The 26,127-nt window shown below is 68.4% G+C and carries 21 protein-coding genes; 10 read left to right on the forward strand and 11 right to left on the reverse strand.

The window, feature by feature from the left end:
* The first annotated feature begins 48 nt into the window (after positions 1 to 48).
* The 9 genes from FV217_RS01135 (at position 49) to zapE (ending at position 9,962) form a co-directional block, all read left to right on the forward strand.
* Positions 49 to 1,116, forward strand: coding sequence for a PhoH family protein (locus tag FV217_RS01135; protein ID WP_187272397.1), 1,068 nt, complete (start codon positions 49 to 51; stop codon positions 1,114 to 1,116).
* A gap of 14 nt (positions 1,117 to 1,130) precedes the next feature.
* A complete protein-coding gene (locus FV217_RS01140; protein ID WP_147813460.1) occupies positions 1,131 to 2,429 on the forward strand; it encodes a leucine-rich repeat-containing protein kinase family protein in 1,299 nt (432 codons plus the stop codon).
* Positions 2,430 to 2,609: 180 nt separating this feature from the next.
* Positions 2,610 to 5,546, forward strand: coding sequence for a monovalent cation/H+ antiporter subunit A (locus tag FV217_RS01145; protein WP_147813462.1), 2,937 nt, complete (start codon positions 2,610 to 2,612; stop codon positions 5,544 to 5,546).
* On the forward strand, positions 5,546 to 5,884 hold the full coding sequence (locus FV217_RS01150) for a Na+/H+ antiporter subunit C (RefSeq protein ID WP_147813464.1): 339 nt from the start codon (positions 5,546 to 5,548) through the stop codon (positions 5,882 to 5,884). Before FV217_RS01145 ends, FV217_RS01150 begins: the two co-directional genes overlap by 1 nt.
* A complete protein-coding gene (locus FV217_RS01155) occupies positions 5,881 to 7,446 on the forward strand; it encodes a monovalent cation/H+ antiporter subunit D (RefSeq protein ID WP_147813466.1) in 1,566 nt (521 codons plus the stop codon). Before FV217_RS01150 ends, FV217_RS01155 begins: the two co-directional genes overlap by 4 nt.
* 10 nt (positions 7,447 to 7,456) lie before the next feature.
* Entirely contained in the window at positions 7,457 to 7,945 is a 489-nt protein-coding gene (locus FV217_RS01160) for a Na+/H+ antiporter subunit E (RefSeq protein ID WP_147813468.1), read from the forward strand.
* On the forward strand, positions 7,942 to 8,226 hold the full coding sequence (locus FV217_RS01165; protein WP_147813470.1) for a K+/H+ antiporter subunit F: 285 nt from the start codon (positions 7,942 to 7,944) through the stop codon (positions 8,224 to 8,226). The genes FV217_RS01160 and FV217_RS01165 overlap by 4 nt, the downstream gene beginning before the upstream one ends.
* On the forward strand, positions 8,223 to 8,564 hold the full coding sequence (mnhG, locus tag FV217_RS01170; protein ID WP_147813472.1) for a monovalent cation/H(+) antiporter subunit G: 342 nt from the start codon (positions 8,223 to 8,225) through the stop codon (positions 8,562 to 8,564). The genes FV217_RS01165 and mnhG overlap by 4 nt, the downstream gene beginning before the upstream one ends.
* 183 nt (positions 8,565 to 8,747) lie before the next feature.
* On the forward strand, positions 8,748 to 9,962 hold the full coding sequence (gene zapE / locus FV217_RS01175; RefSeq protein ID WP_147813474.1) for a cell division protein ZapE: 1,215 nt from the start codon (positions 8,748 to 8,750) through the stop codon (positions 9,960 to 9,962).
* 116 nt (positions 9,963 to 10,078) lie between these two features.
* Here the strand turns inward: zapE and lpdA are convergent, their stop codons facing one another.
* From lpdA to gloB, 10 genes are all read right to left on the reverse strand, one after another.
* On the reverse strand, positions 10,079 to 11,479 hold the full coding sequence (lpdA, locus tag FV217_RS01180) for a dihydrolipoyl dehydrogenase (protein WP_147813476.1): 1,401 nt from the start codon (positions 11,477 to 11,479) through the stop codon (positions 10,079 to 10,081).
* 91 nt (positions 11,480 to 11,570) lie between these two features.
* Positions 11,571 to 12,911, reverse strand: a complete 1,341-nt coding sequence (odhB, locus tag FV217_RS01185; protein WP_147813478.1) for a 2-oxoglutarate dehydrogenase complex dihydrolipoyllysine-residue succinyltransferase — start codon at positions 12,909 to 12,911, stop codon at positions 11,571 to 11,573.
* A gap of 56 nt (positions 12,912 to 12,967) precedes the next feature.
* On the reverse strand, positions 12,968 to 13,270 hold the full coding sequence (locus FV217_RS01190; RefSeq protein WP_147813480.1) for a YciI family protein: 303 nt from the start codon (positions 13,268 to 13,270) through the stop codon (positions 12,968 to 12,970).
* A gap of 2 nt (positions 13,271 to 13,272) precedes the next feature.
* The gene (locus FV217_RS01195) at positions 13,273 to 16,260 is read right to left on the reverse strand and encodes a 2-oxoglutarate dehydrogenase E1 component (RefSeq protein ID WP_147813482.1); all 2,988 of its coding nucleotides are present in this window, start codon (positions 16,258 to 16,260) and stop codon (positions 13,273 to 13,275) included.
* A gap of 131 nt (positions 16,261 to 16,391) precedes the next feature.
* Positions 16,392 to 17,276, reverse strand: a complete 885-nt coding sequence (sucD, locus tag FV217_RS01200; protein ID WP_147813484.1) for a succinate--CoA ligase subunit alpha — start codon at positions 17,274 to 17,276, stop codon at positions 16,392 to 16,394.
* Between the two features lie 9 nt (positions 17,277 to 17,285).
* Positions 17,286 to 18,482: an ADP-forming succinate--CoA ligase subunit beta gene (gene sucC, locus FV217_RS01205; RefSeq protein ID WP_147813486.1), complete on the reverse strand. Its 1,197-nt coding sequence runs from the start codon at positions 18,480 to 18,482 to the stop codon at positions 17,286 to 17,288.
* A 109-nt stretch (positions 18,483 to 18,591) separates the two neighbouring features.
* Positions 18,592 to 19,554, reverse strand: a complete 963-nt coding sequence (gene mdh / locus FV217_RS01210) for a malate dehydrogenase (RefSeq protein ID WP_147813488.1) — start codon at positions 19,552 to 19,554, stop codon at positions 18,592 to 18,594.
* 310 nt (positions 19,555 to 19,864) lie between these two features.
* A complete protein-coding gene (locus FV217_RS01215; RefSeq protein ID WP_306424624.1) occupies positions 19,865 to 20,515 on the reverse strand; it encodes a TetR family transcriptional regulator in 651 nt (216 codons plus the stop codon).
* Between the two features lie 256 nt (positions 20,516 to 20,771).
* Entirely contained in the window at positions 20,772 to 21,158 is a 387-nt protein-coding gene (locus tag FV217_RS01220; RefSeq protein WP_147813492.1) for an MAPEG family protein, read from the reverse strand.
* 132 nt (positions 21,159 to 21,290) lie between these two features.
* Positions 21,291 to 22,070, reverse strand: coding sequence for a hydroxyacylglutathione hydrolase (gene gloB / locus FV217_RS01225; protein ID WP_147813494.1), 780 nt, complete (start codon positions 22,068 to 22,070; stop codon positions 21,291 to 21,293).
* A 167-nt stretch (positions 22,071 to 22,237) separates the two neighbouring features.
* On the opposite strand from gloB, the gene FV217_RS01230 reads away from it, so the two are divergent.
* Positions 22,238 to 22,972, forward strand: a complete 735-nt coding sequence (locus tag FV217_RS01230) for a methyltransferase domain-containing protein (RefSeq protein WP_147813713.1) — start codon at positions 22,238 to 22,240, stop codon at positions 22,970 to 22,972.
* A gap of 65 nt (positions 22,973 to 23,037) precedes the next feature.
* Here FV217_RS01230 and secA read toward each other — a convergent pair whose 3' ends face one another.
* The gene (secA, locus tag FV217_RS01235) at positions 23,038 to 25,956 is read right to left on the reverse strand and encodes a preprotein translocase subunit SecA (RefSeq protein WP_147813496.1); all 2,919 of its coding nucleotides are present in this window, start codon (positions 25,954 to 25,956) and stop codon (positions 23,038 to 23,040) included.
* Positions 25,957 to 26,127: the final 171 nt, after the last annotated feature.

Genomic DNA, 26,127 nt, shown 5'->3' on the forward strand with positions numbered 1-26,127 from the left:
ACGAGCGCTTGAAGGATCGATCGCGTGCCGACTGACGCCGGGCGTGGGCTGAAGGCCCGGGGATCGGCCGCCCGCAGCGGCCTCGCCGAAACGGTGGAGGTTTCGCTGACCTTCGAGGACAACCGGCTCGCGAGCCTGGTCTTCGGCCAATACGACCAGAACGTCGCCCACATCGAGCGCCGGCTCGAGGTCACGGCGACCGCGCTCGGCAACCACCTCGTCCTGAAGGGGCCGCCGGATGCCGCCGAGAAGGCCCGTCGGGTGTTCGAACGGCTCTACGGCCGCGTCGCCAAGGGCGGTACGGCCCTGACGCTCGGCGACGTCGACGGGGTGATCCAGGAGGTTACGGTCCAGGGCAACCTGTTTCCCTCGGCCGAGGTCGCCGCCGAGCCGGAACGCGAGCATTTCGAACAGATCGCCACCCGCCGCCGTGGGGCCGTGCGCGCCCGCAACGCGGCGCAGAGCGAGTATATCAAGCTGCTGCGCTCGAACGAACTCGTCTTCGCCGAGGGCCCGGCCGGCACCGGAAAGACCTGGCTCGCCGTGGGCCATGCGGTCTCGCTATTGGAGCAGGGCCACGCCGAGCGGCTGATTCTGTCGCGCCCGGCGGTGGAAGCCGGCGAGCGCCTCGGCTTCCTACCGGGCGACATGCGCGAAAAGGTCGATCCGTATCTGCGCCCGATCTACGACGCGCTCTACGACTTCATGGAGGCCCGCCACGTCGATCGCGGCCTGCAGACCGGCGTGATCGAGATCGCGCCGCTCGCCTTCATGCGCGGGCGCACGCTCACCAACGCCGTCGTGCTGCTCGACGAAGCTCAAAACACCACCTCCATGCAGATGAAGATGTTTCTCACCCGGTTGGGCGAGAACTCGCGCATGATCATCACCGGCGATCCGAGCCAGATCGACCTGCCGCCGGGCCAAAAATCCGGCCTCGTCGAGGCGGTGAGTATCCTGGACGGCGTCGAGGGCATCGGCCGCGTCCGCTTCCGCGACGTCGACGTGGTGCGGCACGACCTCGTCCGCCGCATCGTCACCGCCTACGAGGCGGCGAGCCACGGCGAGGCCGAGGCCGACCGCAACCCGATGTCGCGGCGGCGCCCGCTGGCGTGAGCGGCTGCGGCACGATGCGTCTCTCATCGACCGACACGCTGACCGCACTCCGCCGCGGCGATCTCGCCGGAGTGCGGGAACTGCGCTTGCCCGGCTGCCTCGATGAATTCCCTCAGGAGATCTTCGGGCTGGCGGACAGCCTGGAGGTGCTTGACCTCAGCGGCGGCACCCTCACCAGGTTGCCCGACGACATCGGCCGGCTGCGGAACCTCCGCGTACTGTTCTGTTCCGGCAACCGCTTCGATCGGATGCCGCCGGCCCTCGGCGACTGCGCGGCGCTCAGCCAGATCGGCATGCGCGGCACCGGGACGCGCGAGGTGCCGGGCGAGGCGCTGCCGCCGCGCCTGCGCTGGCTGACGCTCACGGATAACCGCATCGAGCGGCTGCCGAACGCACTCGGCGAGCGTCCGCATCTCCAGAAACTGCTGCTGGCCGGCAACCGGCTGCGGGACCTGCCGGGGAGCCTCGCAAACGCCGAGAATCTCGAACTGATCCGCCTGTCCGCCAACCGCTTCGCGGGGCTGCCGCCCTGGCTGACGGCGCTGCCTAGCCTCGCCTGGCTGTCCTTCGCCGGAAATCCGCTCGAAGGAGAGGTTCCGCCCCAGGACATTGCGCTGGTGCCGTGGGCCGATCTCGACCTCGGCGAGCGCTTGGGGGAGGGCGCGTCGGGCGTCATCCATCGCGCGCTCTGGCGGGGCGGGGGCGAGGCGCGGCCGGTGGCGCTCAAGCTGTTCAAGGGTGCGATGACCAGCGACGGCCTGCCCGAGCGCGAGATGGCGGCCTGCCTCGCGGCCGGCGACCATCCGAACCTGACTGGCGGCCTCGGCCGGCTCGTCGGCCATCCCGATGGGATGGAGGGGCTGGCGCTGCGCCTGCTGCCGTCGCACTGGCGCGTCCTCGCCGGCCCGCCGAGCCTTTCGTCGTGCAGCCGCGATGTCTACGATCCGGCGTTGCGGCTCGATCCGGGCGTGGCACTTCGGATCGCCCATGCCACGGCGTCGGCCGCGGCGCATCTCCATGAACGCGGCCTGCTTCACGGCGACCTCTACGCCCACAACCTGCTATGGGACGGCACGGCCGGGGCGGCGGTGCTGAGCGATTTCGGCGCCGCCTCGATGCTGCCGCCGGGCCCTGCCGGCGAAGCGCTGCAGCGGATCGAGGTGAAGGCCTGGGGCCTGCTGCTCGGCGAGCTTCTGGCGCGCTGCGAGGCCGGGCGTGATGACATCGGCACGCTGGCGCGGGCCTGTACCCAACCCGACCCGAAGGACCGGCCGCTGATGGCGGAGGTGGTCGCCGCGCTCGGCGCACCGTGACGGTCCGGTTGCGTTTTTTGGTCTCCGACGTCACGACGCGCGAGGATTGCGTCTTTCCGTCCCCCGATGGTCCCGCATCAACCGACCCGTGCGCCCGCATCGGGGCAGCGGGCGCGACAAACGCCGAAAACGCGTGCACAGGACGCGTATGATCGCCGGCTCCGAGCCTTGCCGCCCTTGATGTCCGCCGAGTTCCTTCTCGCTGCCGCTGCGCTCCTGCCCTTCTTCGGCAGCGCCGTCGCGGCCGTCCTGCCGCGGAACGCGCGCACCACCGCCGCCCTCCTGGCCGGTGTCGTCACCCTGGCGAGCCTCGGCTGCATCGCGGCGCTCTATCCGCAGGTCGCCGGGGGCGGCACCGTGGTGCAGCGCATCGACTGGCTGCCCACGCTCGGCGTGGCCTTCGTCTTCCGGCTCGACGGGCTGTCCTGGCTGTTCGCGGTGCTGGTGCTCGCGATCGGCGCACTCGTGGTGCTCTACGCCCGCTACTACATGGCGCCCGACGATCCGGTGCCACGGCTGTTCGCGTTCTTCCTCGGCTTCGTCGGCGCGATGCTCGGCATCGTCCTGTCCGGCAACCTGATCCAGCTCGTGGTGTTCTGGGAGCTCACGAGCGTCTTCTCGTTCCTCCTGATCGGCTACTGGTACGACAACCCTTCGGCCCGCGACGGCGCGCGCATGGCGCTGACCATCACGGCGCTCGGCGGGCTGTGCCTGCTCGCCGGCACGGTGATCCTCGGCCGCATCGTCGGCAGCTACGATCTCGCCGTGGTTCTCGCCTCCGGCGACGCGATCCGGTCGAGCCCGCTCTACCTGCCGGCCGTGCTGCTGATCCTGATGGCCGCGCTGACCAAGTCGGCGCAGTTCCCGTTCCACGTCTGGCTGCCACGCGCCATGGCCGCGCCGACGCCGATCAGCGCCTACCTGCACTCGGCCACCATGGTGAAGGCCGGCATCTTCCTGATGATCCGCCTCTGGCCGGTGCTGTCGGGCACCGACGCCTGGTACTGGATCGTCGGCAGCGCCGGCATGGCGACGATGCTGGTCGGCGCCTGGAGCGCGATCTTCCAGCACGACCTGAAAGGCCTGCTGGCCTATTCCACCATCAGCCATCTCGGGCTGATCACGCTGCTGCTCGGGCTCGATTCGCCGCTCGCCGTGGTGGCCGCGATCTTCCACACCGTGAACCACGCGACCTTCAAGGCGTCGCTGTTCATGGCCGCCGGCATCATCGACCACGAGACCGGCACCCGCGACATGCGCCGCCTCAGCGGGTTGTGGCGGGCGATGCCGTATACCGCGACGCTCGCCATGGTCGCGGCGGCCGCGATGGCCGGCGTGCCCCTGCTGAACGGCTTCCTTTCCAAGGAGATGTTCCTGTCGGAGGCCGTCGACAACCTGGGCGAACACCCGCTGCACCTCGCCCTGCCGGTGCTGGCGACGCTGGCCTCGGCTTTCACCGTGCTCTACTCGCTGCGCTTCATCCGGCAGGCCTTCTTCGGGCCCCCGCCGCACGACCTGCCGAAGGCGCCGCACGAGCCGCCGCGCTACATGCGCCTGCCGATCGAGCTGCTGGTCTTCGCCTGCGTCGCCATCGGGCTCGTCCCGAACCTCACCATCGGCCCGGCCCTGGAGAGCGCCGTGCGCGCCGTGTTCGGCGATGCCGCGCCCGCCTACGACCTCGCGATCTGGCACGGCGTCAACGCGCCCCTGGCGATGAGCGTCGGGGCGCTGGCCGGAGGCGTAGCGCTCTACGTCTCATTCGGCAGGCGCATCAATTCGAATCCGCGCGGCGGCCCCTGGCTGATGGACCGGCTCGACGGCGGCTGGCTGTTCGAGCGCGGCATGAGCGGCCTCGTGCACGGCGCGCGCCGTATCGAAGTCGTCCTCGGCGCGACGCGCCTGCAGGGGCAGCTGCGCGCCCTGTTCCTCGTCGCGCTGGCGGCGTCCGTCGCGGCCGCGTTCGGCGCCGGGTTTTTCGCGATGCCCGGCGCGACGCTCTCGCCGGCGCCTCTCGCCGGCATCGATCCGGTCTTCGCGCTGCTCTGGTTCGTCGGCGCGGCCTGTGCCGTGGGGGCGGCGCGGCGCGCCAAGTATCATCGCCTCTCGGCGGTCATGCTCACGAGCGGGGCAGGCCTCGTCGGCAGCCTCACCTTCGTCTGGCTGTCGGCACCCGACCTCGCGATGACGCAGCTTCTCGTCGAGGTCGTCACCGGCGTTCTACTGCTGCTCGGCTTGCGCTGGCTGCCCAAGCGCAAGCAGGAAATTCCGGCCCCCGCCGCCGAGAAGGCGCGGGCGCGTCGCCGCCGGATCACCGATTTCGGCATCGCGACGGCCTTCGGCGCGGGGCTCGCGGGCCTCGCCTACGCCGTGATGACCCGCCCGGCGCCCGAGGGCATCGCCCGCTGGTTCGTCGACGAGGCCTATCCCCAGGCCGGCGGGCGCAACGTCGTCAACGTCCTGCTGGTCGATTTCCGCGCCTTCGACACGCTCGGCGAGATCTCGGTCCTCGGCGTGGTCGGCCTGACGGTATTCGCATTGCTGCGCCGGTTCCGTCCGGCCGCCGACAGCCTGGAACGGCCGAAGCAGCAGCTCCGTCAGGAGGCCGCCGACCACGCCCACGAACACCGCGAGGTCGGAGACACCGCCGCCGATACCATGCTGATTCCCGGCGTGGTGATGACCTGGCTGTTTCCCTTCGTCGTCGTGCTCGCGCTGCACCTGTTCCTGCGCGGGCACGACCTTCCGGGCGGCGGCTTCGCGGCGGGCATCGCGCTCTCGATCGCCTTCGTCCTGCAATACATGGCCTGCGGGGCCGAATGGGTCGAGGAGCGCCTGCGCATCCGGCCGATCGCGTGGATTGGGGTCGGGCTGCTCGTCGCGGTGCTGTCCGGCGCCGTGCCGTGGCTGTTCGGCAACCCGTTCCTCACCGCGTCCTTCCAGTATGCCGAGCTGCCGATCCTCGGAAAGATCCCGCTCGCCAGCGCGGTGGCGTTCGATCTCGGCGTCGTGGTGCTGGTGGTCGGGGCGACTGTGCTGATGCTCGTCGCCCTGGCGCGGCAATCCCTGCGCCGCCAGCGCGAAGCGTCCACCGAGGCCGCGGCGGAGACGCAAGCCTGATGGAGATCGTGCTGTCCCTCGGCATCGGCGTGTTCGCCGCCTCGGGCGTGTGGCTGATGCTGCGGCCGCGGACCTTCCAGGTGGTGCTCGGGCTGTCGCTGCTGACCTACGCGGTCAACCTGTTCATCTTCGCGATGGGGCGGTTGCGGGTCGATGCGCCGCCGGTGCTGGATGCCGGCGCCGTCGGCGCACAGGTCTCCGACCCGGTGCCGCAGGCGCTGGTCCTCACCGCCCTGGTGATCAGCTTCGCGCTGACCGCCCTGTTCCTCGTCGTCCTGCTCGCCGCCCGCGGCATCACCGGCAGCGACCATGTCGACGGAGGCGAGCCCGGCCCATGACCCATTGGACCGACCACCTCGTCGTCCTGCCGGTGGTCCTGCCCATTGCCTCGGCCGGGGCGATGCTGCTGCTGGACGAGCGCCGCAGCGGCCTCAAGGCGGCGATCAGCCTCGCCACCGTCACGGTGCTTCTGGCGGCGGCCTTCGCCCTGCTGCAGGCCGCGGCCGTGCAGCCGCAGGTCTACCGGCTCGGGAACTGGGCCGCGCCCTACGGTATCGTCCTCGTCGTCGACCGGCTCTCGGCCATGATGCTGGCGCTGACGGGCGTGCTGGGTCTCTGCGCCCTGGTGTTCTCCCTGGCCCGCTGGGACCGGGCCGGGCCGCGCTTCCATGCCCTGTTCCTGCTGCTGCTGATGGGCGTGAACGGCGCTTTCCTCACCGGGGACCTGTTCAACCTGTTCGTATTCTTCGAGGTGATGCTTGCGGCGTCCTACGGCCTCGTGCTGCACGGCTCGGGCGCGGCGCGGATCAAGGCGGGCCTCGCCTACATCGCCGTGAACCTGATCGCGTCGCTGTTCTTCCTCATCGGCGTCAGCCTGATCTACGGCACCATGGGCACGCTCAACATGGCCGATCTCGCCCGGCGGCTTTCGGGTCCGCCCAGTCCCGAAGCCGGGCTCTTCGCGGTCGGATGCGCGGTGCTCGGCATCGCCTTCCTGATCAAGTGCAGCGCCTGGCCCCTCGGTTTCTGGCTGCCGCCGACCTATTCGGCCGCGAGCGCGCCGGCGGCAGCCATCCTCGCCATCCTCAGCAAGGTCGGAATCTACGTCGTGGTGCGGCTGGAGTCGCTCCTGTTCGGCGCGGGCGCGTCCGCCGGATTCGGCCTGTCCTGGCTGCTCGCCGCCGGGCTGGCGACCGTCGCCTACGGCACCATCGGCATCCTCGGTGCCCGGGATCTGTCGCGGGCGGCCGCCTACGCCGTGATGATCTCGTCAGGCACTGTGCTCGCGGCACTGGGCACCGGGAGCGGGCCTGCGCTTGCGGGTGCGCTGTACTATCTCGTCGGCTCCACGCTGGCGGCCGGTGCGCTGTTCCTGCTGGCCGAGATCCTGCGCCGCGGCCGCGACCCGGCCGCCGCGGCGCAGGCGGTATTCGAGGACGAGTACACCGATCCGTTCGACGATGCGGGCGAGAGCGAGGTCGGCCGCGTGGTCCCGGCCGCCGTGGCGATCCTCGGCGGCGGCTTCCTGCTCTGCACGCTGATGCTGGCAGGGCTGCCGCCGCTCGCCGGTTTCGTCGGCAAGCTCGCGATATTCTCGGGGCTCGCCGCCGGTGCGATGTCCGCTTCCGCCTGGGCGCTCGTCGGCGTGCTCACCGCCTCCAGCCTCGGTACGCTGATGCCGCTGGTGCGGCTCGGCATCCTCGGCTTCTGGGTCCCGAGCGACGATCCAGATCCGGTGGTCGGCACCCCGGAATTCGCGGCGCTCGCCGGGCTGCTCGCCGCCTGCCTCGCCCTGACGTTCTGGGCCGGCACGGGCCTCGCCTATGCCGACAGGACGGTGGAATGGCTGGCAGCCCCCGCCGACTATATCCACGCGGTGCTCGGCGGAGGCGCGTCATGAGCCGGGCATCATGAGACGGATCTTGCCCCATCCGCTGCTCTCGCTCGGCCTCGCCGTGACGTGGCTGCTCCTGAACGCGCCGGTGACCCCCGCGACCGCCCTGTCGGCAGTGCTCGTCGGGCTCGTCGTACCCTCCGTCATGCGGACCCTGGAGCCGGAGGCTGTCCATGTCCGCGCGCCCGGCACGATCCTGAAGCTCGCCGTGCTCGTGCTCTACGACGTGCTGCGTTCCAACCGCGACGTCGCGAAAGTCATCCTCGGCCTGCGCCGGGGCGACCGGCGCGCCGGCTTCGTCTCGATTCCCCTCGACCTGCGCAGCCGCTACGGCCTCGCGGTCCTCTCGATCATCGTGACGGCCACACCCGGCACGCTCTGGATCCAGTACGATTCCCATACCGGGCACCTGCTCCTGCACGTGCTCGACCTCGTCGACGGCGACGAATGGGTCCGCCGGATCAAGGACCGTTACGAGCGCCCGCTGATGGAGGTCTTTTCGTGAGCGCTGCCCTCGTCCTCGCCTACGGCCTCGGCCTCGCCCAGGCGATGCTGGTGCTGGCGATGGCGATCGCGGCATGGCGCATCCTGCGCGGCCCCCGCGCCCAGGACCGCGTGCTCGGCCTCGACACGCTCTACCTCAACGGCATGCTGGCGATCGTCGTGCACGGCATGCGCACCGGCAGCGGCCTGTATTTCGAGGCCGCGCTCGTGATCGGCATGCTCGGCTTCGCGGCGACCGTGGCCCTGGCCAAGTTCCTGGTCCACGGCGAGGTGATCCGGTGAGCCCCGGCGACCTGCCCGATTGGGCCGCGTGGCTGGTGTCGGCGCTGGCCCTCGCCGGTGCCGGCATCTCGCTCGTCGGCGCCGTCGGCCTGATCCGGCTGAAGACCTTCTACGAGCGCGTCCACGCCCCGACCCTGGGGGCGACGCTCGGCATGGCCATGATCCTGGCGGCCTCGATCGTCTACTTCTCGGCTGCCGACGGCCGCCCGGTCCTGCGCGACCTGCTGATCGGCCTGTTTCTCACCGTGACGACGCCGATCACCCTGATCCTGCTCGGCCGCGCCGCCGCCTACCGCGACCGGAGCGACGGCAACGCGAACGCGCCGCCGGACCCGTGACCCCGAAGCCGCGACGGGCGTCCGCGTCGGATAGGGGCTGCGCACCATCGCGGGCTTGATCCGGCCGGATCCGCGCGGCACAGGTTGCTCTCGATCCCGTCGGCCTTACGGATCCTCCGTGGCGGGATGGGATCGCGCCGCGCGGGGCAGGGGCGTTTCGTCGTGAGTCAGACTGTGAGCCCGATGGCGTCTCCCTCGGAGCAGGCCCGAGCCGGCGCCGTCTCCCCGGGTCCGGTCTTCGACCGCTACGAGGCCCTGACACGATCCGGCGCGATCGAGAGCGATCCGGCCCAGATCAAGCTGGTGAAAGCCCTCGACCGGCTGGCGGTCGATCTCGGGCGGCGCAAGCGCGCCAGCAAGGGCAGCGCGCTCGGCTGGCTGTTCGGCCGCAAGGACGACGATGCCGGGCCGGTGAAGGGGCTCTACATCTCGGGCTCGGTCGGCCGCGGCAAGACCATGCTGATGGACCTGTTCCACGAGGCCGCCCCGGCACCGAAGCGGCGTATCCATTTCCACGGCTTCATGGCCGACGCGCACGAGCGCATCCATGCCCACCGGCAGGCGGTCAAGGCGGGTCAGGCCAAGGGCGACGACCCGATCCCGCCGGTGGCCGACGCGCTGGCGGCGGAAGCCACGCTGCTCTGCTTCGACGAATTCACCGTCACCGACATCGCCGACGCGATGCTGCTCGGCCGGCTGTTCGCGGCCCTGTTCAAGCGCGGCGTCACGGTGGTCGCCACCTCCAACGTGGAGCCCGACCGGCTCTACGAGGGCGGTCTCAACCGCGCGCTGTTCCTGCCCTTCATCGCCGAATTGCAGGAGCGCGTCGCCGTGCTGCGCCTCGATTCCCGCACGGATTTCCGGCTGGAGAAACTCGGCGGCAGCTCGGTCTACCACCTGACCGGGGAGGGGAGCGCGAACGCGGCGCTCGACGAGGCCTTCAAGGCGCTCACCGGCAAGGCCAAGGGCAAGCCCGGCTCCGTACGCGTGAAGGGGCGCGAGGTCCCGGTGCCGGAAGAGGCGGGCGGCGTGGCACGGTTCTCGTTCGAGGATCTCTGCGCGCGGCCGCTCGGGGCCTCCGACTACATGGCGCTGGCCAACACGTTCCACACGCTGGTCGTCTCGGACATTCCGGTGATGAGTCCCGAGACCCGGAATGAGGCCAAGCGCTTCATCACGCTGGTCGACACGCTCTACGACGCCCACGTGAAGCTGATCGCCTCGGCCGCGGCGGAGGCGCCGGACCTCTACACCGGCACGGAAGGCCGCGAGGCCTTCGAGTTCGAGCGTACCGTTTCGCGGCTGATCGAGATGCGGTCGAACGAATACCTCGGACTTCCGCATGGCGGCGGACATTCCGAGGCCTCCGGATCGAGCAGCGGTCTCGTCGAGACCTGAAACTGTCATTGCGAGGCGAAGCCGAAGCAATCCAGGGCCACTTCCCGACGGCGTAGGTATAGCCTTGATCGCTTCGCTGCGCTCGCGATGACGGCGGTGCGTTTGTTGACCCGCGCTCAGATATGAATCGCGCGCTTGCCCACCGCGAGCGCCGCTTCCTTCACCGCCTCGGTCAGCGTCGGATGGGCGTGGCAGGTGCGGGCGATGTCCTCGGCCGAGGCCGAGAATTCCATGGCCACCGCGACCTCGGCGATGAGGTTGCCCGCATCCGCGCCGACGATGTGGACGCCGAGCACCTTGTCGGTCTCGGCATCGGCCAGGATCTTCACGAAACCGTCCGTGGTGCCGTTGGCCTTGGCGCGGCCGTTGGCGGTGAACGGGAATTTGCCGGTGTTGTAGGCGACCCCGTCCTTCTTCAACTCCTCCTCGGTGCGGCCGACCGAGGCGACCTCGGGGAAGGTGTAGACCACGTTCGGGATCACGCCGTAATTTACGTGGCCGGACTGGCCGGCCAGGATCTCGGCCAGCGCCACGCCCTCGTCCTCGGCCTTGTGGGCGAGCATCGGCCCAGCGATCACGTCGCCGATGGCGTAGATGCCGGTGACGTTGGTGGCGTAGTGGCTGTCGGTCTGGACGCGGCCCTTGTCGTCCATCTGGACGCCGGCCTCTTCGAGGCCGAGGCCCTGGGTGTAGGGCACACGCCCGATCGCCACGAGCACCACGTCGGCCTTGATCTTCTCGGGTTCGCCGCCGGCCGCTGGCTCGACGGTGACGGTCGCGCCGCCCTTGGCCGCCTCCACGCCCGTCACCTTCGAGGACAGCTTGAATGCGATGCCCTGCTTGGCCAGGATCTTCTGGAACTGCTTGCCGACCTCGCCGTCCATGCCTGGCAGCACGCGGTCGAGATACTCGATCACTACGACCTCGGCGCCGAGACGCCGCCAGACCGAGCCGAGTTCGAGGCCGATCACGCCGGCGCCGATCACCACGAGCTTCTTCGGCACCTTGGCCAGCTCGAGCGCGCCGGTGGATGAGACGACGACCTTTTCGTCGATCTCGACGCCGGGGAGTCGGGTCACGTCCGAGCCCGTGGCGATGACGATGTTGCGGGCCTCCAGCATCTGGTTGCCCCCGTCCTCGGAGATCACCTCGACGCGGCCGGCGCCGGCGATGCGCCCGATGCCGTGATAGGCGTCGACCTTGTTCTTCTTCAGCAGGAATTCGACGCCCTTGGTGTTGCCGTCGACGCCGCTCTGCTTGAACGCCTGCATCTTCGCGAGATCGAGCTTTGGCGTCCCGACCTGGATGCCGAGATCCGGAAAGTGCTTGGTCGCCTCCTCGAAGGCCTCGGAGGCGTGCAGCAGCGCCTTCGACGGGATGCAGCCGACGTTGAGGCATGTGCCGCCATGCGTCGCCCGCTTCTCGACGACGGCCGTCTTGAGACCGAGCTGCGCCGCGCGGATCGCACAGACGTAGCCGCCGGGGCCGGTGCCGATGACGACGAGATCGTAGGACATTCAGTTCTCGGCTCAAGAGTGCGATGGCAGGTGCCGCCACCATCGAAAGACGTGTTCGATTGGGAAGAATGCGGGCTGCAATCCAGTCCGATTACAAATCCAGCACGAGCCGCGCCGGGTCCTCCAGCGCCTCCTTCACCCGCACCAGGAAGGTTACGGCCTCCTTCCCGTCCACGATGCGGTGGTCGTAGGACAGCGCCAGATACATCATCGGCCGCGCCTCGATCTTTCCGGCCCGGACCACCGGCCGTTCTTCGATCCGGTGCATGCCGAGGATGCCGGACTGGGGTGCGTTGAGGATCGGAGTGGACATCAGCGAGCCGTAGATGCCGCCGTTGGTGATGGTGAAGGTGCCGCCCTGCATCTCGTCGATCGAGAGCTTGCCGTCGCGGGCCTTCTTGCCGAAACCCGAGATCGTCTTCTCGATGCCGGCGATGGAGAGGTCGTCGGCGTTGCGCACCACCGGAACGACGAGGCCCTTATCGGTCCCGACGGCGATTCCGATATGGTAGTAGTTCTTGTAGACGAGGTCCTGCCCGTCGATCTCGGCGTTGACCGCCGGCACGTCCTTGAGGGCGCCGATCACCGCCTTGGTGAAGAAGCCCATGAAGCCGAGCTTGGTGCCGTGCTTCTTCTCGAACATGTCCTTGTACTGGGTGCGCATCGCCATCACGGCGCCCATGTCCACGTCGTTGAACGTGGTGAGCATCGCGGCATTGTCCTGCGCGCTCTTGAGGCGCCGGGCGATGGTCTGCCGGAGCTTCGTCATCTTCACGCGCTCTTCGCGTGCGGCATCGTCCGGTGCGGAGGCCGGGCGCGGCGGGGCCGGGGGCTTGGCCTCCTGAGCCGGCGCCTCGGACTTCGCGGCCGGCGCGCCCTTTCCGTCCTTGGCGGCGAGCATATCGCCCTTGGTGACGCGGCCGTCCTTGCCGCTGCCGTTCAGCGTCGCGGGGTCGATGCCCGTCTCGCGAGCGATCTTGCCGACGGCCGGGCCGTTCTCGTCGTTCGGACGCGATTGCGGCGCGGCGTCGCCGTGGCTGCCGTAGGAGGCGGAGGATTCCTGGGGCGGCGACGCCTCGGTCCCTTCCTTGTCCGCCCCTGACTTCGCCGGCGCCTCGCTGCGGCTCTCGGCCTTCTGCTCGGACTTCTCGGCGCCCTTGGCAGCCGCCGGCTTCTTCGCGCCGCCGCCCTTGCCGGCCTCGACGATCGAGCCGAGCAGCGCGCCGGGCTCCACGGTCTCGCCGTCCTTGACCAGGATCTCGCCGAGTTCGCCGGCGGCCGGAGCGTTGATCTCGAGCGTGACCTTGTCGGTCTCGAGCTCCACCAGAGGCTCGTCGGCGGCGACGGTGTCGCCGGGCTGCTTGAACCAGCGGCCGATCGTGGCCTCGGTCACGGATTCGCCGAGGGTCGGGACGAGAATGTCGGTGGCCATGGATCAATCGCCCCCTAGGCGGGGACCTCCTCTGGAATTCAGGGTGCGGGCAGGCATCAGGGCTGCCGCAGGATCAGGGATGGGATCGACGCGAGCGTATAGGCGAAGCCGGCATTCGCCCGGATGACGGGATCCGCATCGCCGAGTTGTTTGGCTTCGGTTTCGTCTTCGGCCTCGACGAGGGCGAGGCCCCAGGTACCCGCGGCATCGAAGACCGGGCCGACCGCGACGGCCTCGCCCGTCTTCGCCTTGTCGAGCCAGTAGCCGGAATGCTCCGCGAACAGCGTCTTCTCCGCCTCCGTCGCGTCGAACGGGAAGCTCGGACGCGGCGGCGAGAGCCTGAGCAGGAAGTAGGCCATGCTCAGACCGTCAGGGCCTCGTTGAGGAAGGCCTGGAGCTGGGCGACGTGCTTCGACATCAGGCCGACGGCGGTGGAGGCCGAGGCCGGCCGGCCGACATAGCGGGCGCGCTTCACCGACGAGCCGGCCTGGCCGAGCACCCATTCGAGATAGTCGTCGACGAAGGCCCAGGCGCCCATGTTCTTGGGCTCCTCCTGGCACCAGATCACCTCCGCGTTGCGGAAGCGGCTCATCTCGTTGGCGACCGCCTTGAGCGGGAACGGATAGAGCTGCTCGACGCGCATCAAGTAGACGTCGTTGACGCCGCGCTTCTCGCGCTCATCGAACAGGTCGTAATAGACCTTGCCCGAGCACAGCACGACGCGGCGGATCTTGTCGTCCTTGACGAGCTTGATCCCATTATCCTCGTGCTCGGCATCGTCCCAGAGCACGCGGTGGAAGGTCGAGTCGTCGGCGATGTCGGCAAGGCGCGAGACGGCGCGCTTGTGGCGCAGCAGCGACTTCGGCGTCATCAGGATCAGCGGCTTGCGGAAGTCGCGCTTCAGCTGGCGGCGCAGGATGTGGAAGTAGTTCGAGGGCGTCGTGCAGTTGGCGACCTGCATGTTGTCCTCGGCGCACATCTGCAGGTAGCGCTCCAGCCGGGCGGAGGAATGCTCCGGTCCCTGGCCCTCGTAGCCGTGCGGCAGCAGCATCACGAGGCCGGACATGCGCAGCCACTTGCGCTCGCCGCTCGAGATGAACTGGTCGATGACGACCTGCGCGCCGTTGGCGAAGTCGCCGAACTGCGCCTCCCACAGCACCAGCGCGTTCGGCTCGGCAGCCGAGTAGCCGTATTCGAAGCCGAGCACCGCCTCCTCGGACAACATCGAGTTGATCACCTCGATGCGGGCCTGGCCCTCCTTCACGGAGTTCAGCGGCGTATAGCGCTGCTCGTTCTCCTGGTCGATCACCACGGCGTGGCGCTGCGAGAAGGTGCCGCGCTCGACATCCTGTCCCGAGAACCGGATGCGGTTTCCCTCGATGAGGATCGAGCCGAGGGCGAGGGCCTCGGCGGTGGCCCAATCGATGCCCTGGCCAGTGTCGACCGCCTTGGCGCGGTTGTCGAAGAAGCGCTGGATCGTGCGGTGGAGGTGGAAGCCCGGCGGTGGCGTGGTGATCTTCTGCGCGATCTCGCGCAACGTCGCCTCCGGCACGCCGGTCTGGCCGCGGCGCGGGTCGTCGACGTCTTCGCGGACCGACTTGAAGCCGGACCACCGTCCGTCGAGCCAGTCCGCCTTGTTGGCCTTGTAGCTGCCGGCGACGTCGAGCTCGTTGTCGAGGATGGCCCGGAACTCGGCCTTGCGGGCGTCGAGTTGCTCCTGCGTGAGGTCGCTCCGCTCCACGAGCTTCCTGCCGTAGGTTTCCAGCACCGTCGGGTGCTTGCGGATGAGCTGGTACATCTTCGGCTGCGTGAAGGCCGGCTCGTCGCCCTCGTTGTGGCCGAAGCGCCGGTAGCACTGCATGTCGATGACGACGGGCTTGCCGAACTTCTGGCGGTACTCGGTCGCGACCTTGGCGGCGAAGGTCACGGCTTCCGGGTCGTCGCCGTTGCAGTGGAAGATCGGGGCCTCCACCATCTTCGCCACGTCGGATGGATAGGGCGAGGAGCGCGAGTAGCGCGGATCGGTGGTGAAGCCGATCTGGTTGTTGATGATGAAGTGGATCGAGCCGCCGGTGCGGTGACCCTTCAGGCCCGACAGGCCGAGGCACTCGGCGACCACGCCCTGGCCGGCGAAGGCCGCATCGCCGTGGATCAGCAGCGGCAGCACCTTGCGGCGCTCGACATTCGGCTTGGCAAGCTGGTCCTGCTTGGCGCGCACCTTACCGAGCACCACCGGATCGACGATCTCGAGGTGGGACGGGTTGGCGGTCAGCGACAGGTGGACGTGATTGTCGTCGAAGGCGCGATCGGACGAGGCGCCGAGATGGTACTTCACGTCGCCCGAGCCCTCGACCTCGGCCGGGTTGGCCGAGCCGCCCTTGAACTCGTTGAACACCGCCCGGAAGGGCTTCGCCATCACGTTGGTGAGGATGTTCAGCCGGCCGCGATGGGCCATGCCGAGCACGATCTCCTCGACCCCGAGCGCGCCGCCGCGCTTGATGATCTGCTCCAATGCCGGAACGATGGACTCGCCGCCGTCGAGTCCGAAGCGCTTGGTGCCGGTGTACTTCGTATCGAGGAACTTCTCGAAGCCCTCGGCCTCGATCAGCTTGTTGAGGATCGCGCGCCGGCCCTCGGGGGTGAAGGAGATCTCCTTGTCCTTGCCCTCGATGCGCTCCTGGATCCAGGCTTTCTCCTCCGGATCGGAGATGTGCATGAACTCGACGCCGAGCGTCTGGCAGTAGGTGCGCTCCAGGATCTTCACGATCTCGCGGATCGTCGAAAATTCCATGCCGAGCACGTTGTCGAGGAAGATCGGCCGGTCCTGGTCGGCTTCCTGGAACCCGTAATGCTGCGGATGCAGCTCCTCGTGGTCGCCGCGCTTCGAGAGACCCAGCGGGTCGAGCTTGGCGTGGAGGTGTCCGCGCATGCGGTAGGCGCGGATCAGCATGATCGCGCGCACGGAATCCTTGGTGGCCTGCTCCACCGAGACGCCGGTCTTGGCGACGATCTCGGCGCCCTTGGCAGGGGCGTCCGCGGGCTTGCCGGCGCGGGCCTGGATCTTGTCGCCGACGGCCTTTTCGAGGCTGCTCCAGTCGCCGTCCAGCGCCGAGACGATCTCGCCGTTCTGGGCGATCGGCCAGTGCGGCTTCTCCCATGAGGCGCCGGCCGCGTTCTTCTGGACGAGGCCGTCGTCTTCGCCGAGGTCCTTGAAGAAGCGCTGCCACTCGGGATCGACCGAGTTCGGATCGCGGGCGTAGGCCGCCTGGAGTTCCTCGATGTAGGCGGCGTTGCCGCCGTACAGAAACGAGGTTTCGAGGAAGGCGTCGTTCGCGTCCTGGCGTGCCATCGCTTGGTGTCCTCAAACTCGGCCGCCGGTGCGACCGCCTCTCTCTCGAACCGGGGATGCCCTCATCCCCGGTCTCCTACATGGGCCTTGCGGTACTGCGTGCGCTGCAACACAGGCGCGCAGGCCAGGCTTCAGCCCTTAAGGACCTCGACGAGGGTCGATCCGAGTCGCGCCGGGGAGGGCGAGACCCGGATGCCGGCCCGCTCCATCGCCGCGATCTTGTCCTCGGCGCCGCCTTTGCCCCCGGAGATGATCGCTCCGGCATGGCCCATGCGGCGGCCCGGAGGCGCGGTACGGCCGGCGATGAAGCCGACCATCGGCTTCTTGCGGCCGCGCTTGGCCTCGTCGGCCAGGAACTGCGCGGCTTCTTCCTCGGCCGATCCGCCGATCTCGCCGATCATCACGATCGACTCGGTCCTGTCGTCGGCGAGGAACAGTTCGAGCATGGAGATGAACTCGGTGCCCTTTACCGGATCGCCGCCGATGCCGACGGCCGTCGTCTGGCCGAGACCGGCGGTGGTGGTCTGGAACACCGCCTCGTAGGTCAGCGTGCCGGAGCGCGAGACGATGCCGACCGAGCCCGGCTTGAAGATGTTGGCCGGCATGATGCCGATCTTGCACTCGCCGGCCGTGACGACGCCCGGGCAGTTCGGCCCGATGAGGCGCGACTTCGAGCCTTCGAGAGCGCGCTTCACCCGCACCATGTCGAGCACCGGGATGCCCTCCGTGATGCAGACGATCAGCGGGATCTCGGCCGAAATCGCCTCGCAGATCGCGTCGGCAGCGCCGGGCGGCGGCACGTAGACGACGGAGGCTTCCGCGCCGGTGGCCTCGCGGGCCTCGGCGACCGTGTCGAAGACCGGCAGCCCGAGATGGGTCGCCCCGCCCTTACCCGGCGAGGTGCCGCCGACCATCTTCGTCCCGTAGGCAATGGCCTGCTCGGAATGGAAGGTGCCGTTCTTGCCGGTGAAGCCCTGGCAGATGACTTTGGTGTTCGCATCGATGAGGATGGACATTGGTCTCGCTCAGCCCTTCTTCACGGCGGCAACAATTTTCTGGGCGGCGTCGTCGAGGTCGTCCGCCGGGATCACGTTAAGTCCCGAATTGCGGATGATGTCCTTGCCCTGCTCGACGTTGGTGCCCTCGAGGCGCACCACCAGCGGCACTTCGAGGCCCACCGCCTTCACCGCCGCGATCACGCCGCGGGCGATGACGTCGCATTTCATGATCCCGCCGAAGATGTTGACGAGGATGCCCTTCACCTGCGGGTCGGCGGTGATGATCTTGAAGGCCGCGGTGACCTTTTCTTCCGAGGCACCGCCGCCGACGTCGAGGAAATTCGCGGGCTCCTCGCCGTAGAGCTTGATGATGTCCAGCGTCGCCATGGCGAGGCCGGCGCCGTTGACCATGCAGCCGATGGTGCCGTCGAGCGCGATGTAGGCGAGGTCGTATTTGGAGGCTTCGATCTCCTTGGCGTCCTCCTCGGTCTCGTCGCGCAGCGCGACGACGTCGGGATGACGGTAGAGGGCGTTCGAATCGAAGGAGATCTTGGCGTCGAGGCACTTGAGATGGCCGTCGCCGGTGAGCACCAGCGGGTTGATCTCCAGCATGCTCATGTCCTTGGCCGTGAAGGCCGCGTAGAGCTTGCTGGTGAGTTCGGCGGCTTCCTTGGCCTGCGGGCCGGTGAGGCCCAGCGCCTTGGCGACCGCGCGGCCGTGATGGGGCATGATGCCGGTGGCCGGATCGACCGAGAAGGTCACGATTTTTTCCGGCGTGTCGTGGGCCACCGTCTCGATGTCCATACCGCCTTCCGTCGAGACGACGAAGGCGACCTGTCCGGTCTCGCGATCGACCAGCATCGACAGGTAGAACTCGGCGGCGATCTGCGCGCCTTCCTCGATGTAGAGCCGGTTGACCTGCTTGCCGGCCGGGCCGGTCTGGATCGTGACCAGCGTCTGTCCGAGCATCTCGCCGGCATATTGCTTCACTTCGTCGATCGACTTGGTAACGCGCACGCCGCCCTTGGCACCCTCGGGCGCGCCCTTGAAGGTGCCCTTGCCGCGTCCGCCCGCATGGATCTGCGACTTCACGACCCAGACCGGGCCGCCGAGTTCCTTGGCGGCCGCTTCTGCTTCCTCAGGCTTGAAGATCGGGACGCCCCGGGAAACCGGCAGGCCGAACTCCTTGAGGACGGCCTTGGCCTGATATTCGTGGATGTTCATGTGCGCTCCGCGGGCGAATGGCGAATAGGGAAAGGCAAGTGGGGTGCGTCGAGGCTGCGGCGAAGAAGGGAATCACCTTCCATTCGCCATTCCCCACTCGCTTGGCCGCTCAGGCGAGAGCCGGGTTCACGTCCTTGCAAGCCGCGATCAGCGTCTTCACGGCACCGACCGACTTCTCGAACATCGCCTTCTCGGCATCATCGAACGTCACTTCGAGCACGCGCTCGACGCCGTTCTCGCCGATCACCACCGGCACGCCGACATACATGCCGTCGATGCCGTACTCGCCCTTGAGGTAGGCGGCGCAGGGCAGGACGCGCTTCTTGTCGCGCAGGTAGCTCTCGGCCATGGCGATGGCGGAGGCGGCGGGCGCGTAGAAGGCCGAGCCGGTCTTGAGCAGGTTGACGATCTCGCCGCCGCCTTTGCGGGTGCGCTCGACCATGGCGTCGAGTTTTTCCTGGGTGGTCCAGCCGAGCTTGACCAGATCGGTCAGCGGCACGCCGGCCACCGTCGAGTAGCGGGTCAGCGGCACCATGTCGTCGCCGTGGCCACCGAGCACGAAGGCGGTGACGTCCTCCACCGAGACCTTGAATTCCTCCGCCAGGAAGTGGCGGAAGCGGGCGGAATCGAGCACGCCGGCCATGCCGACGACCTTGTTGGTCGGGAGGCCGGAGAACTTCTGCAGCGCCCAGACCATCGCATCGAGCGGGTTGGTGATGCAGATCACGAAGGCGTCGGGAGCATGCTGCTTGATGCCGGTGCCGACCGCTTCCATCACCTTCAGGTTGATGCCGATCAGGTCGTCGCGGCTCATGCCGGGCTTGCGCGGCACGCCGGCGGTGACGATCACCACGTCGGCGCCGGCAATCGCGGAATAGTCGCTCGCGCCGGAATACTTGGCATCGAAGCCGTCGACCGGGGCCGACTCGGCGATGTCGAGGGCCTTGCCCTGGGGGACGCCGTCGACGATGTCGAACAGCACCACGTCGCCGAGTTCCTTGAGGCCGGCGAGATGCGCGAGCGTTCCGCCGATCTGTCCGGCGCCGATGAGCGCGATCTTGCTGCGTGCCATGAACGAAGAGCCTCCGAATGCCTGCGACGGCTCGTCAGGCTGCCGCGGGGGATCGAAATCCTCCCGGATCGTCGCGACTGACAGGCCGGTCCTGTTGCGGGCGTTGGTTTGGAGGAAAAGCCATGCTGCTTCAACCCGAAGGCGTGGAATGCAGGCGGTGTTCGCGAGCATCGGGATCCTGATCCACCGCCGGCAAATCCTCCTGAAAATTCAATGATATGAGCGTTTTAGGTGCGGTGCAGAGACGGCGCCGCAGCGGAATGGCCTCGGTGACAGAACGTGCAATCTGTCACTTAACCTTTTGGCGGCCTCAGAACATGCCCGAGCGCAGCATGCGCTGGATCGCCTGGATCACCGCACCGAGTCGCGCCTCCAGCAGGTCGCGGGGGACCTCGGCATCCTGCTGGATCGCCAGCGGGTGGGTGAAGCGATAACTCGCATCGAAGATGCAGGCGATGGCGCGTTCGCGGTCCCGGGCGACGAAGGTCCCGGTGCCGATACCCTCCTCGACCACCCGCTCCACCAGGGCACGCAGGCGGCCGCGATGGCGGCGGGCGATGGGACGCGAGGCCACGCTGGCGTCGAGATGGACCGCGAAGACGTTGGGCTCGTCGGCGAGCGCCGCGCGCTGGGCGAGGCTGAGCGCGGTGAGCAGGCGTTCGATCTTGTCGTCGGCCGGATCGGGCGCGTCGGCGATGCCGGCGAGCCGGGTCTCGACATCGCGCAGCCAGCGCCCGGCGACGGCATCGAGCAGAGCGTCCTTCGAGGGGAAGTAGCGGTAGACGTTGGCGTGGGTCATCCCGGCTTCCGCCGCGACGGCCACGACGGTGACGCCCTTGGGCCCGAGCCGGGCGAGATGGTCGGAGGCGATGGCCAGCAGCCGCGCATCGGTCGAGACGGGTGTCGGCCGTGCCCTCGCCGCCGGTCCGCTGAGACGCGGCGACCGCGGTGGCAGGCGCAATGTCGGCGGGACCCCGACGTGGTCGAGGTCGTCGCGCGGATCGGCGCTGGTCTCGATGCTCGCGGCCGGCTGCATGTCACTCCGCTGGAGGCTCCGCTCCTGCTGCGGTGAACCTCCCTGCTGAGTGGGCCCTTGGCAAGCGAAAGCGTGTCGCGACAGCCAAACCAGCGGCCCTCTCGGTCGACGCCTCCGCCGCGTGCAGTCGCGATTGCACGAGGCCGCCTGCCAGAGAAGGCGCCGCTTACGGCCGCCGGTATCAGACCAGCAGCAGGATCGAGGAAATCAGCAGCACGATGAGCGTGGTGAGGATACCGCCGCCGCGGCAAGCGAATTGCTGCGGGGAGTTCTTGGGCGCGAACAAGCCGAACGGATGCAGGATCCGGCCGATCAGCAAAACCACAAGCAGGGCCTGGACGATCCAGTGCTTCGTGCCGCCGGCTTCGAGGAAGGCGACCAGCAGAAGCGCGAGCGGGACGAACTCCGAAAAATTGCCGTGTGCACGAATGCGTCTCTGCAGCGAGTCGCCGCCGCCGCCGAAAAGGACGTCGTTCGAGACGCGCCCGCCGACGACCCAGCTGCTGAGGCCGACATAGAGGAGGCCGAACAGGCCGGCGAAGAAGGCCGTGGTTGCAGGAAAGATCACGCGTCACTCTTGGGGTTCGTGGTGGATGGGGAGGGCATGCGCTCCGGTCGAGACGGCTTCACGCATCCCGCCGCTTGTCACGCGAGCACGCGTGAAGCGATGGGCTGGGCCATACGCCTCGAACGGTATTTCTCAGAAGGAATTCTTCCAGGCGCGGAGCGCGGTGAACACTGTGGCCGGGTCCGTTCCCGGTTCGAGCTTCACCGAGCGGGCGAGCGGCGGCTCGGCGGCGCGCAGGAACGGATTCGTCGCCTTCTCCGCTCCGATCGTCGAGGGGATCATGAACCGCCCCTGTGCCTTGAGCCGTTCGGCTTCCGCCATACGCTCTCGAAGCGCGGCGTTGTCGGGGTCCGCGGCCAGGGCGAAGCGAGCGTTGGCGAGCACGTAATCGTGACCGCTATAGACCTCGGTCGCGTCCGGCAGAGCGAGGAAGCGTTCGAGCGAGCGCCACAGCGTCTCGGGCTGGGCCTCCATCACCCGGCCGCAGCCGAGGGTGAACAGCGTGTCGCCGGAAAACGCTACTCCGGCATCGTGGAAGATGTAGCTGACGTGGTCGGCGCAATGGCCCGGCGTCTCCCAGACCTCCGCTTCCAAACGTCCGACCTGGACCTGGTCGCCCTCCGCCACCGTGCGGTCGACGTCCGGCACGGCATCGCCGGCCTTGGCGGGCGCCGTGACCTTCGCGCCGGTGCGCGCCTTGACCTCGGGAATGCCGGCGACGTGGTCGCCGTGACGGTGCGTCACGAGGATGTCCGTGAGCGTCCATCCCGCCTCGTCGAGGGCCGCAAGCACCGGCTCGGCATCCGGCACGTCGATCGCGGCGCACGCGCCCGTTGCGGGATCGCGGATCAGGACGCCGATGTTGTCGCTGCGGCAGAGAAAGGTGCGGATCTCGGATCCGTCAGCGCTCATGAAGCCTCGCGTCCTTGCGGCGAATGCGGATTGCGCGGGAGAACGGGCGATTGCCCACCGCAGTTCCGAGCCATGGGCCCCGCCGCGCTTGCCCACGTAGCGGGCAACCCCCATTCATGCCTGAAGCTGTCCGGCAGAGGAAACCGGCCGTGCCGGAACCCGTCCCGATGCGTCTCGACGTCAACGACCTGCGTGCCTTCTACGCGAGCCCGCTCGGCCTCGTCACGCATCGCTTCGTAGCGCGGGCGATCGAGGGCTTCCTGGGCTCGGTCTCCGGCCTGCGCATCCTCGGCCTCGGCTACGTGACGCCCTATTTCGGGTCGGTCCATTACATCGCCGAGCGTACGCTGGCCTTCATGCCGGCGACGCAGGGTGTCGTGAACTGGCCGGCCACCGGCCGCTCGATCACGGCGCTTGCCGACCCGACCATGATGCCGCTGCCCGAAGCCGCGGTCGATCGCGTCATCCTCGTCCACGCGCTGGAAGGCGTCGAGAGCCCGAGCGAACTCCTGGCCGATGTCTGGCGGGTGCTGACGCCGGGCGGCCGGATGATCCTTGTCGTCCCCAACCGCACCGGTGTCTGGGCGCGGCGCGACGCCACCCCCTTCGGTCATGGCCAGCCCTATAGCCGCTCGCAGCTCGGCCGGCTGATGCGCGACACGCTCTTTTCGCCGGAGGGTTGGGCCGAGACGCTCTACATGCCGCCGGTGCGCTCGCGGCTGATGCTGCAGACGGCGGGCACCTGGGAATGGCTCGGCACCAGCCTGTCGCTGCCCTTCGCCGGCCTGCACGTCATCGACGCGACGAAACAGCTCTACCGCCCGGTGACGGTGCGGCAGGTGCGCAAGGTGCGGGCGCGGATCCCATCGCCGATCCTGGTACCGGCCGGGCAGCCGGGGTGATCACGGTGCCCGGGGCCTGAGGCCCCGGCGGGTTCGGGCCGAGCCCGAAATGGCCAATGCGGCCCTCAGGCCTCGGTCTCGAACCGCCCGTGGCAATGCTTGAACTTCTTGCCCGAGCCGCAGGGGCAGGGCTCGTTGCGGCCGACCTTGCCCCAAGTGGTGCTGTCGTCGGGGTTGCGTTCCAGCACGGCCGTGTCGGCCGAGACTTCGCGCGCGGCGTAGCCGTAGGCCGGCCCGCCGCCGCCATCGCTGCCCGAACCGCCGCGGCCGAATTCGTTCTCGCCGGTGACGGGGTCGAGATGCTGGGCAAACATCTGCGGCAGCTGCGGCTGGCCGAGGCCGGCCTGCTCGAAGCTCGCCGAGGTGCCGTCCGCGCCCTCCGGGTCCTGATACATGATCTCGATGCGCGAGAGCTGGCCGGTGACCTGCTCGCGCAGCGCGACGACGAGGCTGTTGAAGAGGTCGAAGGCCTCGGACTTGTACTCGTTGAGCGGGTCGCGCTGGGCGAAGCCGCGCCAGCCAATCACCTGGCGCAGGTGGTCGAGGGTGACGAGGTGCTCGCGCCAGAGGTGGTCGAGGGTCTGCAGGACGACCTGCTTCTCGACATAGGTCATCACCTCCTGCGTGTTCTGCTCGGAGCGCGCGGCATAGGCCTCCTCGGCCGCCTTCTTCAGGCGCTCGCGCATCTCCTCGTCGGCGATGCCCTCCTCGGCCGCCCAGTCCTGCACCGGCAGGTCGAGGTTGAGCACCTCCTGGGTGCGCTCCTTCAGGCCGGCAATGTCCCACTGCTCGGCATAGGCGTTCTCGGGCACGTGGACCGCGACGAGGTCGTCGATCACGCCCTCGCGCATGTCGTCGACGGTCTCGCGCACCGTGTCCTGGCCCATCAGGTCGCGACGCTGCTCGAACACCACCTTGCGCTGGTCGTTCATGACGTTGTCGTACTTGAGCACGTTCTTGCGCATGTCGAAGTTGCGCGCCTCGACCTTCTGCTGCGCTTTCTCGATGGCCTTGTTGATCCAGGGGTGGATGATCGCCTCGCCCTGCTCCAGGCCCAGCCGCGTCAGCATGCCGTCCATGCGGTCGGAGCCGAAGATCCGCATCAGGTCGTCCTGCAGCGACAGGAAGAACTTCGAGCGGCCGGGATCGCCCTGGCGGCCGGAGCGGCCGCGGAGCTGGTTGTCGATGCGCCGGCTCTCGTGGCGCTCGGTGCCGACGATGTAGAGGCCGCCCGGCAGGTCCTTCTTCAGGCCGGCCTCGGGGTTGGCCTTCTCGCCCGAGTTCAGCACCTTCTCGCGGTTTTCTGCGATCTCGGCCTTGAGCGCCTCGACGGCGGCGTCGCGCTCGGGGCCGTCGGCCAGATCGGCGAGCTCCTTCTCGATGCGCATGTCGAGGTTGCCGCCAAGTTTGATGTCGGTGCCGCGGCCGGCCATGTTGGTGGCGATGGTGATGGCGCCGGGCACGCCGGCCTCGGCGACGATGTAGGCCTCCTGCTCGTGGAAGCGGGCGTTCAGCACGGCGAAGCGCTTGGTGACGCGGTTCTCGCGGGCGGCCTTGTAGACGTCGGTGAGGGCGTTCGGGTCGGAGTAGTCGAGCAGGGTGTAGCCGTGCTTCGTCAGGAGTTCGCCGATCAGCTCCGACTTCTCGATCGAGCCGGTGCCGACGAGGACCGGCTGGTGGCGCTCATGCGCCTTGTCGATCTCCTGGATGATCGCGTCGTACTTCTCCTGGACGGTCCGATAGACCTGATCGTCCTCGTCGACGCGCTCGACCGGCTTGTTCGTCGGGATCTCGACCACGTCGAGCTTGTAGATCTCGGCGAACTCGTCGGCCTCGGTCGCCGCCGTGCCGGTCATGCCGGCGAGCTTGTCGTAGAGGCGGAAGTAGTTCTGGAAGGTGATCGAGGCGAGGGTCTGGTTCTCGGGCTGGATCGTCACCCGCTCCTTGGCCTCGAGCGCCTGGTGCAGGCCTTCCGAGTAGCGCCGGCCCTGCATCATGCGGCCGGTGAACTCGTCGATGATCACCACCTCGTCGTTCTTGACGATGTAGTCCTTGTCCAGGGTGAACAGGGTGTGGGCGCGCAGGGCCTGCGTGACGTGGTGGACGATCGTGACGTTGTGCGCGTCGTAGAGGTCGCCCTCCCTGAGGATGCCCGCCTCGCGCAGGACCTCCTCCATGAACTCGTTGCCGGATTCGGTGAGTGAGACGGTGCGCTGCTTCTCGTCGAGGTCGTAATGCTCGCGCAGCAACTGCGGCATCACCGCGTCGACGGCGACGTAGAGCTCGGAGCGGTCGTCGACCGGGCCGGAGATGATCAGCGGCGTGCGCGCCTCGTCGACCAGGATCGAGTCGACCTCGTCGACGATCGCGAAGTTATGCCCCCGCTGCGCCATCTGCGAGAGTTCGTACTTCATGTTGTCGCGCAGGTAGTCGAAGCCGAACTCGTTGTTGGTGCCGTAGGTGATGTCGCAGGCGTAGCTTTCCTTGCGCTGATCGTCGTCGAGCCCGTGCACGATGGTGCCGACGGTCAGCCCCAGGAAGTTGTAGATCCGGCCCATCCACTCGGCGTCGCGCGAGGCGAGGTAGTCGTTCACGGTGACGACGTGGACGCCCTTGCCCGACAGCGCGTTGAGCACGACCGCGAGCGTTGCCACCTGGGTCTTGCCCTCGCCGGTCTTCATCTCGGCGATGCCGCTCTCGTGCAGCACCATGCCGCCCATGAGCTGCACGTCGAAGTGGCGCTGGCCGAGCACGCGCTTGGCCGCCTCGCGCACCAGGGCGAAGGTCGGCACCAGCACGTCGTCGAGGCTCTTGCCGGCGGCGACTTCGGCCTTCAGGGCGAGCGTGCGTTCGCGCAGCTGCTCGTCCGTAAGCGCCGAGATTTCGGGCTCCAGCGCGTTGATCTGCGCCACGCGGGGGCGGAAGCCCTTGACCCGACGGTCGTTGGCCGAGCCGAAAATCTTCTTGGCGAATGCACCGAGCATCGTGAACCTGCGGACTTCGAAAGCGTCGCCTGCGAGATGCCGAAACGGCACCGTCAGCCGGCGTTGGGCGGGCTTATAGAGGTAAATATCGGGGGACGCATCCGAAAGAGCGGCGCTGAGCAGTGTCTGTTCACCGGGGCCGCTGCTGCACTCGCCCGTCATTGCGGGCGC

The sequence above is a fragment of the Methylobacterium sp. WL9 genome (assembly GCF_008040035.1).
GTDB lineage: Bacteria > Pseudomonadota > Alphaproteobacteria > Rhizobiales > Beijerinckiaceae > Methylobacterium > Methylobacterium thuringiense.